General features: G+C 68.7%; 14 protein-coding genes, 1 tRNA gene and 2 pseudogenes. 5 read left to right on the forward strand and 12 right to left on the reverse strand.

What is annotated here, in order from left to right; all coding sequences use genetic code 11:
- Nucleotides 1-267, forward strand: a pseudogene (locus AB0D66_RS33395) (hypothetical protein); the annotation flags it as partial.
- 90 nt (nt 268-357) lie between these two features.
- Nucleotides 358-661: pseudogene (locus tag AB0D66_RS33400) on the forward strand (ISAzo13 family transposase); the annotation flags it as partial.
- Nucleotides 662-926: 265 nt separating this feature from the next.
- Here AB0D66_RS33400 and AB0D66_RS33405 read toward each other — a convergent pair.
- The 12 genes from AB0D66_RS33405 to AB0D66_RS33460 all read right to left on the reverse strand — a co-directional run bounded on the left by AB0D66_RS33405 (nt 927) and on the right by AB0D66_RS33460 (nt 8,688).
- Nucleotides 927-1,202, reverse strand: a complete 276-nt coding sequence (locus AB0D66_RS33405; RefSeq protein WP_362310933.1) for a DUF3263 domain-containing protein — start codon at nt 1,200-1,202, stop codon at nt 927-929.
- Between the two features lie 55 nt (nt 1,203-1,257).
- Complete coding sequence (locus AB0D66_RS33410) at nt 1,258-2,790, reverse strand: N-6 DNA methylase (RefSeq protein WP_362310934.1); 1,533 nt, start codon at nt 2,788-2,790, stop codon at nt 1,258-1,260.
- 109 nt (nt 2,791-2,899) lie between these two features.
- Complete coding sequence (locus AB0D66_RS33415) at nt 2,900-3,919, reverse strand: hypothetical protein (protein ID WP_362310935.1); 1,020 nt, start codon at nt 3,917-3,919, stop codon at nt 2,900-2,902.
- 137 nt (nt 3,920-4,056) lie between these two features.
- On the reverse strand, nt 4,057-4,233 hold the full coding sequence (locus tag AB0D66_RS33420; protein WP_362310936.1) for a hypothetical protein: 177 nt from the start codon (nt 4,231-4,233) through the stop codon (nt 4,057-4,059).
- 45 nt (nt 4,234-4,278) lie between these two features.
- Nucleotides 4,279-4,626 (reverse strand): hypothetical protein, encoded by a 348-nt coding sequence (locus AB0D66_RS33425; RefSeq protein WP_362310937.1) that lies wholly within the window; start codon nt 4,624-4,626, stop codon nt 4,279-4,281.
- A gap of 195 nt (nt 4,627-4,821) precedes the next feature.
- Nucleotides 4,822-4,968: a hypothetical protein gene (locus AB0D66_RS33430; RefSeq protein ID WP_362310938.1), complete on the reverse strand. Its 147-nt coding sequence runs from the start codon at nt 4,966-4,968 to the stop codon at nt 4,822-4,824.
- Nucleotides 4,969-5,439: 471 nt separating this feature from the next.
- Nucleotides 5,440-5,874 (reverse strand): hypothetical protein, encoded by a 435-nt coding sequence (locus AB0D66_RS33435; RefSeq protein WP_362310939.1) that lies wholly within the window; start codon nt 5,872-5,874, stop codon nt 5,440-5,442.
- Between the two features lie 288 nt (nt 5,875-6,162).
- Nucleotides 6,163-6,735, reverse strand: a complete 573-nt coding sequence (locus AB0D66_RS33440) for a hypothetical protein (protein ID WP_362310940.1) — start codon at nt 6,733-6,735, stop codon at nt 6,163-6,165.
- Nucleotides 6,732-7,445, reverse strand: a complete 714-nt coding sequence (locus AB0D66_RS33445) for a hypothetical protein (RefSeq protein WP_362310941.1) — start codon at nt 7,443-7,445, stop codon at nt 6,732-6,734. The genes AB0D66_RS33440 and AB0D66_RS33445 overlap by 4 nt, the downstream gene beginning before the upstream one ends.
- A gap of 200 nt (nt 7,446-7,645) precedes the next feature.
- Complete coding sequence (locus AB0D66_RS33450; protein WP_362310942.1) at nt 7,646-8,020, reverse strand: hypothetical protein; 375 nt, start codon at nt 8,018-8,020, stop codon at nt 7,646-7,648.
- Between the two features lie 270 nt (nt 8,021-8,290).
- On the reverse strand, nt 8,291-8,545 hold the full coding sequence (locus AB0D66_RS33455) for a hypothetical protein (protein WP_362310943.1): 255 nt from the start codon (nt 8,543-8,545) through the stop codon (nt 8,291-8,293).
- 70 nt (nt 8,546-8,615) lie between these two features.
- A tRNA-Arg gene (locus tag AB0D66_RS33460) sits at nt 8,616-8,688 on the reverse strand.
- Between the two features lie 215 nt (nt 8,689-8,903).
- Between AB0D66_RS33460 and AB0D66_RS33465 the strand changes: the two genes are divergently transcribed.
- The 3 genes from AB0D66_RS33465 to AB0D66_RS33475 are packed head-to-tail and all read left to right on the forward strand — an operon-like array spanning nt 8,904 to nt 10,519.
- On the forward strand, nt 8,904-9,392 hold the full coding sequence (locus tag AB0D66_RS33465) for an ADP-ribosylglycohydrolase family protein (protein WP_362310944.1): 489 nt from the start codon (nt 8,904-8,906) through the stop codon (nt 9,390-9,392).
- A gap of 10 nt (nt 9,393-9,402) precedes the next feature.
- Nucleotides 9,403-9,633, forward strand: a complete 231-nt coding sequence (locus AB0D66_RS33470; RefSeq protein ID WP_362310945.1) for an ADP-ribosylglycohydrolase family protein — start codon at nt 9,403-9,405, stop codon at nt 9,631-9,633.
- Nucleotides 9,626-10,519: an ADP-ribosylglycohydrolase family protein gene (locus AB0D66_RS33475; RefSeq protein ID WP_362310946.1), complete on the forward strand. Its 894-nt coding sequence runs from the start codon at nt 9,626-9,628 to the stop codon at nt 10,517-10,519. Before AB0D66_RS33470 ends, AB0D66_RS33475 begins: the two co-directional genes overlap by 8 nt.
- Nucleotides 10,520-10,667: the final 148 nt, after the last annotated feature.

The raw sequence follows: 10,667 nt of genomic DNA on the forward strand, positions 1-10,667 counted from the left end.
GGCCGTCGCCACCATGCACAACCTCGCCATGACACGGTGAAAGAGCAGGTCAACCCGCCACACAGCCCTGCCCCCACCAGACCTTCTGCAACACCTTTTAGTTTGCCCCCACGCGACCTCAACCCTCAGGAAGGCATCTGGTTGCTGGTCAAACGGACCATCGGCAACCTCGCCGCCGCGAACCTCGACCAACTGGTCAGGACCGTGAAGCTAAGGACTTGCAGATTTTTAACTCGTGGCTTTCCGTTCGGTGGTTCGTTGGTCTGACATGAGCGGGTTGGATGGGCAACGGGCCTTGCTGGCGCTAAGTTCGAGGCGATTCGGCCGCACCTCGACGAGCGGCAGCGTCGCCTGCTGATAGGGGCGGAGGCCCAGTCTCTCGGCCACGGAGGGGTCAGAGCAGTCGCCCGTTCCGCCGGTGTCCGTGAGGCCACAGTGTCTATCGGAGTGCGGGAACTCGACTCCGGAGAGGCACCGTTGGGACGGATTCGTCGGCCCGGCGCTGGCCGCAAACGCATCGTCGACCGAAACCCAGCCGTTCGGGAGGCACTCCTCACGCTGGTCGAGCCCGATGTCCACGGGGATCCCATGTCGCCGCTGCGCTGGACCCCCAAACCGCAAGCTCGCCGAGCAGTTGACCCGGCAGGGCCACCGGATTGCCCGGCTCCAGTAGCGGCTTGAGTGTCGCCGGGTGGATACCGCGATCAAGGCTGATCCGTATGGCTCCGCGACCGACGGTCGCGGGCGGAATGGTCAGGGTGGTCATCTGCTTCGTCCTTTCGAGCTGGTGGCGGGCGGCTCCCGTCACGTACTGGTGCGGGCGCCGCGCCGTAGATCCTGGGACTGGCGAGTTCGCGGGCGCGGCCGACTGCTGCGGATCGCCACGGTGTCGTGGAGGCCCCTGCGGGATCCGCCGGCCCGTCAGCTCACTGCCGTGCGTTCCGGCGGATCTCCCGCACGGCGCGCTGTCGGTTGATCACCACGGGGTGTCGGGCGAGAGCAGCCTCACAGTCCAGGAGGTTGTTGAGTAGCTGGTAGTAGCGGGTCGGCGAGATTCCGAGCTCGTTCCGGATTGCCGCTTCTTTCGGGCCGGGTGCTGTTGGTGCCGACCTTGGCCAGTACCGGAATTCAAAGTCCAGGAGGGCGGCGTCCTGCTCGCTCAGGGTGGTCGGCGCGCTTGCCGGGAGGGTGGAGGTGTCCAACGGGGCTCCGGAGCTGTCGAGTGGATTCATGGCAGCCGCGCAATGCGGGTGGAAGTCAGTGGGTGTCGCGCCAGTGGCTGAGACCGACGGCGGCCACGACGGCCAGGCACATCAGCTCGGCCTGGTTGTAGATGAACAGGCCTGCGGGGGTCATCCAGGCGAGGTAGCGCAGAGCGTCCAGCAGGGTGGTGGTGGCCGCCTTGCTCATGGGATCTGACTCCGGGAGGGAAGGGGCGGCGCGGTTGTGCGCCGCGATCCAAACTCTACGCGAATTCCTGGACTTAAGCAATCTTGATGTTCTGGGTAGTGGATGTTTGTTCCCGGAGGTGCTCCTCCATGCCCCGCTGGAGGCGGTCCATCGCCAGCCGTTGGTGAACGGCTTCCTCGATCGCTCTCCAGACCAGGCCCTGGGCCGGGTCCTTCGGGACGTGCGGCTCACCGCGGTTCCGCGGATGGTGATGACGGTGTGGCCCTGCGGGGGCTGCGCCTTGTGGACCATGATCAGAGTTGGTGTCCCGTGGCCGGGGATGTATGCCCCCGAGGTGTCGATCACCCAGGTCAGGTCCAGTTCTCTCAGGTACTCCTCGATGAACTTGCGGCCGAACTCGCGCTTCATGAAGGAGTTGGCCGTTAGCTGCGCGATGGTCCCGGCCGGCCTGGCCAGCCTCGTCATGAGCGCGGTGAACGGGAGCGCGAGGCTGTACTTGCCGCTGCACTCTTCCGGGTAGGCGTGTCGAACCCGCTCGCGCAGCTGGGGGTCGCGCACCGTGATGTACGGCGGATTGCCGACGACCGCGTGGTAACTGCCGGGGCGCAGCAGCGGCTCGTCGGTGCTGAGCAGCGAGTCAGCGGCGGCCACCTGCACGGGCCATGCGTCTGGGACCGCCGAGATCGGCCGGCCCAGGACGCTTGCGGTGGTCGCGAGGAGCCGGTACCGCGCCAGGGCGGCCGCGTACGGGTCCAGGTCGACGCCGTGGATGGCCTGCAGGGTGCGTTCCAGGGATCGCTCCATCGTCACGGCGGCCCGCGGAGCCCGCCCTCGCGGCCGGTGGCTTCGGATGCGGTGGAAGGCCGACAGGAGGATGTGCCCGGTCCCACAGGAGGGATCGATCATCCTGATCTGGTCAGCTCCGACTTCGTCGAGCGCTGGCTGCACGGACAGTTCGAGCAGCAGTTCCGCGACCCAGGGAGGGGTCTGGCACAACGCCCTCGACTTCCGCGCGTCCGCCGACAGGGCCTGGTAGGCATCGCCGAGCCGGTACCCGTCGACGCGGTGAGCGTCGTCGGCGATCGGGGCGAGGCTCCACAGCTGGGCGATCCGGTCCCAGCCCGACTGGCTGATCGGTCTCTTCCACAAGGGGGCCACCTGTGGATCCGCGAACGACTCGAGCGCCGGGTGGGCGGCGGCCAGGGCTTCCAGGGCGCGACGGGTGTGGTCCGGGCCGGTCCCGGTAGGGCAGTCGACGAGGCGATGCTCGGTGGCGTGTTTGACCAGGGCGACGGCGTGGGCCCAGGACACGGCGACGTGGACGCCGACCTCGCCGGCGAGCTCGGCGACCAGGCGCTCGTAGGCTCGAGGAGAGGGCAAGGCGGCAAGGGGCACGGGATTTCCCTTCGGTGGGACGAAAGCCCCGCACGGAACGGTGCGGGGCCTCGGCTTGAGCGGTCAGAGCAAGTCGGCGGGCGGGGGACCGGTCTCAAAGGTGTGAAGCAGCGTCATCCCCCCTCTTGGCGCTGATGGTGCTGATACGGGCGACGCGACGGGGATCGAGTGCTCGACCTTTGGGGCCGTTGACGTGTGCCTTGACTTTGACCTTGACCGCGGGGCACTCCCCTCCGGCCGCGATGATGGCCTTGTGCTCGCGAGGGTTGGGGCAGCGCCAGCTCGACCGGGCTTCGACCCTCCAGCGCAGCGTTTCCTCTCCCCACTTGTGGTCGTGCTCGGCGGGGAGGCGCTCGCCGATGAAGCGGGTTGCCGCCTCGCGGATCACGCGGACGTCCCGAAACTTCACGCGGAGCTTGCGGCCCTTGCCGCTCTTCTGCTTCACCGTGCATTCGTCATGCTCGAAGGCAGTCCTCAGGTCCCAGAACGCGAGGAGCAGGCCGACGAGGATGGATCCCGGCGCCGCGCCCCAGTCAGGGGCGTGGCCGTAGCTCTGGATGCTCGTGCTGATCTGGGGAACGGCCAGGACTATCGCGTTAGGCGTGTAGGGGGTGCTGGCCTGGTGGTTGGGAACGAGGAGCGCGGGGAGGCTGCCGAGGAGGTCGGGCGTCCTGGTGAGGGCGGTGACAGACAGCAGGAGCTTCTCTCCGGTCCCTTCGGTTTCCCAGGCCAGCCCGTGGATGGGAAGGTCGGAGGCGTCAGTGATCGGGACGGGGAAGTGCACGACACCGACCGGGGCCGGGGCTTCGTCGGTGTTCTCCAGAAGGTAGCCGTCGGAGCTGGTGATCAGCTCATGATTGGTCACGGCGGCGGAAAGCGCCGATGAGGCCACCCATACCTGCGCTTGGTCGAGGTTCTTGGACATCTTCATGACCAGGTCCAGGTGGAGCTTGACGGCGGCCCGGTCGTCGGCGATGTCTTGGCGGGCGCGGCCGAGGTGCATGGCCTGGATGAGGTCCATGGCCAGCGGGTACCCATTGACGGGCTTGCCGAAGAAGTCGGCGAGGTCGGCGCGCATCTGCTCCGCCGTGGCGGCGCTGTCTTCGATGCTCACGCGGTCACCCTCTCGGGGTTGACGGCGGGGCAGGGCCGGAACATGGCGTATCTCCAGATTGCTGGGCGGTGGTCTTGGTGTTCCTTCCGCGGATAGCCGCTGGCCGGGGCTTGGCTGGCGGTGGCCGCGGGGCACGGTCAGTGCTCGGGTGGCGCGGGGAGCACGGCAACCTGCAGTCTGAGGTCGGTGCGGCAGGCGTAGTGGACAGTGCCGGACACCCCGGTGTCGCGGTAAGTCGGCTTGGGGACCCCGGCCGCGTCGCGGTACTCGACCAGCCCGAGAGCGGTGAGGGACTTCGCCGTCTGCCAGGTCACGCTCGGCGTCATTCGCCCGTCAGCGACGACGTTGATGGCGTGTAGTCAGGCAATGCGCTTGATGTGGGCGTAAAACACGGTCTCCGCAGCATCGTGATTGAAGTCGGGTTCACCCGAGTGGTGGGTGAACTCGTAGGTTCCCGGCGGAACGTCCACGACGGTGCCAGTCGAGCTTGTCGGGGTCGCCTCCCTTAGCCTTCCAGTCCAAAGATCGGCGATGGAGTAAGCCCATAGATCGGTGCAGATCTCCGCCATGCACATGTCTTCGGGCAGAGACGAGTTGTCGTTCTCGTCATACCTCGGACTGGCGATGACGTAGCTGTCCGGCCCGGTCTGGTAGAGCCCGAGGCCGCAGTTGGTGGCGGGGCCGTAGGCGCAGCCGATGGCCGCCATGGCCTTGATCGCCTGAGCCTGTCCGAGGGTGGAGTTGTAGCTGGCCTGGGTGCCGTTGCGCCAGTTGTAGACAGGGCGAAGGTCATCAGTGACGACGATCTTGCCTGACGGAACGCTGAGGGTGATGACAGTGGTGAAGCCGTTCGGGTAGGGACAGGGGCCCTGCGCTTGGACGGAACCCTCGACTATCCGAAGTTACGGTGCAATGTCGCAGACGGCGCAGTTGTACACGAAGCCCGATACGAGCGGGCCTACACCGTTGAAGGTGGTCACTTCTACGGTGCTCTCGCGGAGCTTGTGCCCGTTGGCGTCCAGGGGGAGATTCTCGACGTTCATCTTCATGAGGTTTACGGCTCCTGGTCTTGGTCTGATCTCGGCTGCTCTCGCTGCGGCCGCCGGTGACATCACCGGTAGGGGCGGCCGAGCACGGTTCAGACAATACATCGACTCATAGAATTAAGCAACATATGGAGGTGATTTCCTGTCTACCGCTGGCGGAAGCGGAGTAAAAGACTGGTAGCCCCAAGGCCCTCTTGGCGGATCGCCGCTCACGTACCGACGTCGCGCGGCCCGTTCACCGCAGGGGGCGCCGGCTGGGGTTGTCGCACTTGCCTGGGCGCCGGTTCGTGGATCCGGCGACAGGTGAGGTGGCGCTCCGCCTGAGTCGTCAATTCAGCACGTGGAGGGCCCCGTTGGAGGCGAGTGTCACGCTGTGGCCCTGGTCGGAGAGCACGGCGGTGCACAGGAGCCGAATTCCGCCCTCCGTCCAGAGGCTGGGACCGTCGACCGCCTGGGACTCCCACCAAGAGACACTCACCGTCTCGTGGTGGGAATCGCGACAACGCCTACGGTCGCCGGGTCGCTCCAATCGGCCATCCGGACCTGCTGGGCAAGAACGCGGCGGACGGCATCGCATCGCCGCACCGCCTCGTTCCTGCGTTCGCGCGCGGCGTTTTTGACTCGGCGGGCCGTCTCGGAGCTGACGGGGCGGAAGACCGTGCTTCCGGATGTACGGCCGGTGACCACGACTGCCCCCGTGGGCCCGGCGGCAACCCGTGAGCGGCCGACGGCCGCGGCGACCTTGCGCACCTCGGCTCCACGGTAGATCCGGGCGGCGGCGCTTCTGTTGCCCTGACCGATCGCCAGCCCGATGTAGTGGTCGTGCTGGACGGCCGCCACCGCGTGGCGTGAGTCGGCCAGCCGCCGCGCCGGCTCGCCGGCGCCCAGCCCCGGACCCGCCGTGTACACATCGAGGCGATGCAGCGCTTCGGCGGCGACGCCGAGCGGGAGGTGTCCCCGCTCGGCGTCCTGCTGAACGGATCGGTGGGATCCAGTCGATGGTCTGGCCTAGATATGGGGCCGAGAAGGGGGCGTTGGCCAGAAGGTCGAGGAGGGTGTTCGCGTCCGTTTCAGACTCGGGCGAGACGAGGCTCGGCATGTCGTACTCCTGAGCTGCAAGGGGGGAAGCGCGGGGACGGGTGGGCCGCGTGCGGATCCCGACATCTCAACCGTTGCCACATTCATGGAATTACGCAGTCACCTCTGGAGGAGGTGGCGGACATCGACCAGTTCCCCGGCCCGGATCTCCTGGAGTCCGGTCCACCGGGCGCACCGGGCGAGAACCTCTTCTGATCCGTCGGGCAGCGCGAGGCGGAACGCGTCGTGGGCGAAGGTGCGGGCCAGGTACATGGTTTGCGGCCGTTCCTTGGCTACCAGAGGCGACGACGGCCGGGTGGCGCGGTCCTTGCGGTAGCGGGCGTTCGGCATCAGCAGGAAGGGGCAGCCGGCCGCTGCGTGCGTGGCCGCGAAGACGGCGCACTCCACACACATCGGAGGGTCCATTGCGATGTGGTGCTCGACCACCTGCGGACCCCCGATCACGGCCCGGATGACCGGTAGTGCCAGCCCGCACAGCCCGCACAGGTGCTCGATGATCGCCTTGGCCCGCCGGGGACCGTCCAGTTCGGTGAAGTCGGGCGTGCCGTCCGGCCCGAGGGCCGTCACGAAGCTGATCGGGTAGCCGCACGCATCCCGTGGCCGCGCGGCGATCCCGGGTGGCAGCTGTGCAGCCAGGCGGCGGTCGATGGCGGAGCCAGGTTTGGTGCTCATGCTTCCTCCCTGCGGCGTCCGGCGAGAAAGGCGGTCCAGGCGTCGTGCTCGGCGGCGGTGAATACCGGCGCGGGATCGAGGGCGGACCGCCCGAAACAGCCGGAGCACTCGGGCGGGACCAGGCCGTCGGCGACTCCCCCTACCCGCTGGTCCAGCCACTGGCCGCAGACGGAAGCGGCGTTGGTCTCGAACGCTCCAACGGTCAGGTGCAATTCCGTCCGGTCCCCGGTGAGCCCCTCGGTGACCGTGACGGCCGGGCCGGCGGCGAGTGAGGGGAACGCGCTCTCGGCGCTACGCGCTTCCTCGGCGTGGACCTGCAGCCCCACTCCGAGGAGGTGGATCGGGTCGTGTGTGTGCCGCTGGGCGAGGTGGAGCAGTGCGCGCGCCGCCTCGCGAACCCGGATCTCGACACCGGCGGGGGCCGGATGAGCGGTGAACCGCTGGAGATCCGCGAAAAGGAGGAGCAGCAGCTGGCCGGGCCCTTGTCCCGAACTCGGTGCGTCCAGGTGATGGGCCAGGGAAGCGAGGCCGTCACGGATGGCGGTGGTGACAGCCGGCGAGTTGCCCACGTCGGCCCTGCGCAGCAGACCGCTGTCCAGGAGGGCCGTGTGTACGGCGTCGGCGCGGCGCGACTCGTCCCGAGGCATGGGGTTGGGCAAGGCGTCGATCAGGCGCTGGGCGTCAGCGCGGGAGTCGGCGGGGGTTCGCATCGTTCGGTACTTCCTGTCGGGTCGGGGTGTGTGGAGTCCGTGCCGTCCGGGGCGCCCAGATTGCGCCGCGGTAGGAGTGGCCGGGGTAGCCGGCCTTGGTCTTCATCAGGTGGCCCTCGTACGTCCGGGCCTTCCACTTGCATGTCATCGGTTGCTCTCTCGGAGGGCACCCGGCGGCCGTGCCGCCCGGGTGCGCACGATCACAATTTGGGGGCGCGGTGGGCCATCCACTCCTTGGCGGGAACCTGTTCGGCGGCCTCGGGGAACGCCAGGTAGAAGTCCAGGGGCCCCCTGCGGCGGGCTTCCGGGTCCTTGTACGGGAACACCCCGTAGATCAAGTGGTGCTCGGCCGACACTCCGGTGATCCGGCGCTCGCGGAGTCTGTAGGAGCGCGAAATCGTCAGCTCGACTCCGTCGGCCGCCGCGAGCACCGGGCAGACCGACAGCGCGTACGCCGCGCAGCGGGGGTGCGTGGGGGGCTCGACGTAGAAGTCGGCGTTCGGGCCGCCGATGAACACCAGGCGGCTGGTCGTCTTGATCGACGCGGAGCAGATGCCGCAGAGGCGTTTGGCCATCAGCTGCCGTTGGCGTGGCGGGCACTGGTCGCCGAACTTGGCCGTTCCCCGGCCGGGCTCGCACGGGCAGATCACGTGCTCGCCCAGATCGGCGTCCTTTGCGACGGCGAGATGGCCCCCTGTGGATCCGGGTTCATGCCAGGGGGTGTTGTGGGGTACCGGGCGCCCGGCGGTGCTGCGCGGCAGCCGCGCGACGTTCGGCGGCATCGGAACGGATCGCCAGTTCGCGGTCAACGTCACGTCTCTCCTTGGCAGTGACGGGCGGGCAGATCACCGAGGTGTCGCCTTGTGGGGGTCGGGAGCCGTGGTGACGCTCGCGCTCAGGGCGAGCACCACGGCGTCCACGACGTCCTGGGCCAGCTCGGCCTTCGCGTGGTTTCGGGCGATGCTCACGCCGGTGTCGCCGTAGTGGGGCTTCGGGGCTGGCGAGTACCAGGCGAGAGCGTCAACGGCCGCCTGTACGGCGGCGGCGAGCCGGTCACGGTCGGCCGCATGGAGCAGCCGAGGCAGGTCGGGGGCGAGCATGGGGCACTCCGGTTGGATTTCGCAGTGGCGGCGCGTCCTGGTGTCGGCGGCCGGAGGGTAGGGCGTGCGGCGCCCCTGGGAGGAAATCGAACCTCCGCGCATGGCTTCGCGAGTCGTGGCTCTGTCCGCTGAGCTACAGGGGCGTATGAGAGGAGCCTTGAGGCGGCCAGACGCTTGCGACCATACACATATTCATAGATTTACGCAACTCCGCCAAAATGCTTGACGTTCGATTTGACGTTATGACAAGTTGTCAATGCGTCGCAGCGAATGAAGGCCGACGCTCCCTCACCTCGACACCGCACAGCAGCGGTTGTCGCCTTCTGGCGCGGCCCGAAGGGCTCGCATAAGGAGAACCATGACCTCGTCCTCGACCACCCCGCACGACGCCACCGACCTCGGCCTGTGGCCGGCCGCCGCCGAACCCGCTCCGCGCCTGGACGAGAAGTCCATGGACCGCGCCGCCGGAGTACTCCTGGGCGCCGGAGCGGGCGACGCTCTCGGCGTCCCGTACGAGTTCCAGCCGAGCATGAGCGACACCCGGCGACCGGAGATGAAGGGCGGAGGCCTCGGCCCGTTCGCCCCCGGCGAGTACAGCGACGACACCCAGATGCAGGTGTGCATCGCCGAGGTCGCCGCGACCGGCGTGGATCTGCGCACCCCTGAGGCGTTGGACGAGATTGCGCTGAACTTCCTCCGCTGGTACGGCGGCGGCCCGGCCGACGTTGGCAACCAGACCCGCAGCATCCTGGGGACCACCATGCGCGGCAAGCTCCTCGCCCTCCGAGGTGATGCTCGACGTGTCCCGCCGCCACGCCGCAGCCCACCCCAACAACAGCGCCGGTAACGGATCACTGATGAGGACCGGCATCGTCGCCCTCGCCTACCTGGATGACGCCAAGGCCATGGCCGAGGCCGCCACCCTGGTCAGCGAACTGACGCACGCCGACCCCGACTGCGCCGATGCGTGCGTCCTGGGGTGCTCCGGCATCCGCATGGCGGTCCTGGACGGCAGCTTCGACGGAGTTCGCGCCGGGCTGGAGCTTCTGCCCGAGGGACGCCGGGCGGTGGGCGGCCCGGCTGGATGAGGCGGAGGCGCACCCGCCGCGTCACTTCGAGCGGAAGAACGGCTGGGTGGTTGCCGCTCTCCAGGCTGCGTGGTCCGCCATCACCCGCACCCCCGTTCCTGATGACCGGCCCGAGGACGGCAGCTTCGCCGCCCAGCACTTCCAGCTCGCGCTGGAGGCCGCTGTGCGCACCGGCCACGACACCGACACCGTCGCCGCGATCGCCGGTGCGCTGCTCGGCGCGCGCTGGGGCTCCTCGGCAATCCCCCTGGCCTGGCAGAACAAGGTCCACGGCTGGCCTGCCAACACCAGTACCGAGCTCGTCCGTCTCGCCGTCCTCACGGCTCGGTACGGCCAGGAAGACGCCGCCGGCTGGCCCTCCGCACCCCGCGTCCGCACCCCACTCTCCTCGGGACGCGCCTTCACCGCCCGCCACCCGCGCGACCCCGACCTCGTGCTGGGCAACCTGGCGCTGACCGAGTACACCGGCCCCGCCCCCGTGGACGCGGTCGTCTCCCTGTGCCGGGTGGGCGCCGACCCGATCCTGACGGGCACCGACGTCGAGCACGTCCGGGTCTGGCTGGTGGACAAGTCCGGCGCGAACTCGCACCTCCACTTCACCCTCGACCAGGCAGCCCGGGAGGTCCTGCGGCTGCGCCGGGAGGGCAAGCGCGCCCTTCTGCACTGCGTGGCCGGACGCAGCCGAACCCCCGCTGTGGCGGCGATCTACAGCAGCCCGGCCTATGACGTGCCGCCCGTGGACGCGCTGCGAGAGGTCAACCGGGCTCTGGGCAACTACTGGACGCTGCCGAACCACCCGGAAATGTTGGACGCCGTATTCCAGCTGGCAGGGGAGAAGCCCCAGCGGGCCGCGCTTCCGCCGGCCTCGGCTCACGCGAAGGTGTGAGCACATCGCTCGGCGGTGAGCATCAGGGCACAGCAGAACGGGGCGTGGGGGGGGGGCGCGGGCGGCCGGGGGGCCGACCCCGCGGCGTCCGCGGCGACCACCACCCCCGAGAAAGAGTCGGTGAGCAGCAGGGGCGGGCGCGCGAGGA

Source organism: Streptomyces sp. NPDC048270 (assembly GCF_040652335.1).
Taxonomy (GTDB): domain Bacteria; phylum Actinomycetota; class Actinomycetes; order Streptomycetales; family Streptomycetaceae; genus Streptomyces.

Bases quoted from the DNA above. Each gene is read 5' to 3' on its own strand.
- AB0D66_RS33470 (WP_362310945.1), top strand. From the start codon at position 9,403: ATGAGGACCGGCATCGTCGCCCTCGCCTACCTGGATGACGCCAAGGCC.
- AB0D66_RS33455 (WP_362310943.1), bottom strand. From the start codon at position 8,545: ATGCTCGCCCCCGACCTGCCTCGGCTGCTCCATGCGGCCGACCGTGAC.
- AB0D66_RS33450 (WP_362310942.1), bottom strand. From the start codon at position 8,020: ATGGCCAAACGCCTCTGCGGCATCTGCTCCGCGTCGATCAAGACGACC.
- AB0D66_RS33445 (WP_362310941.1), bottom strand. From the start codon at position 7,445: ATGCGAACCCCCGCCGACTCCCGCGCTGACGCCCAGCGCCTGATCGAC.
- AB0D66_RS33430 (WP_362310938.1), bottom strand. From the start codon at position 4,968: ATGAAGATGAACGTCGAGAATCTCCCCCTGGACGCCAACGGGCACAAG.
- AB0D66_RS33440 (WP_362310940.1), bottom strand. From the start codon at position 6,735: ATGAGCACCAAACCTGGCTCCGCCATCGACCGCCGCCTGGCTGCACAG.
- AB0D66_RS33465 (WP_362310944.1), top strand. From the start codon at position 8,904: ATGACCTCGTCCTCGACCACCCCGCACGACGCCACCGACCTCGGCCTG.
- AB0D66_RS33425 (WP_362310937.1), bottom strand. From the start codon at position 4,626: ATGGCGGCCATCGGCTGCGCCTACGGCCCCGCCACCAACTGCGGCCTC.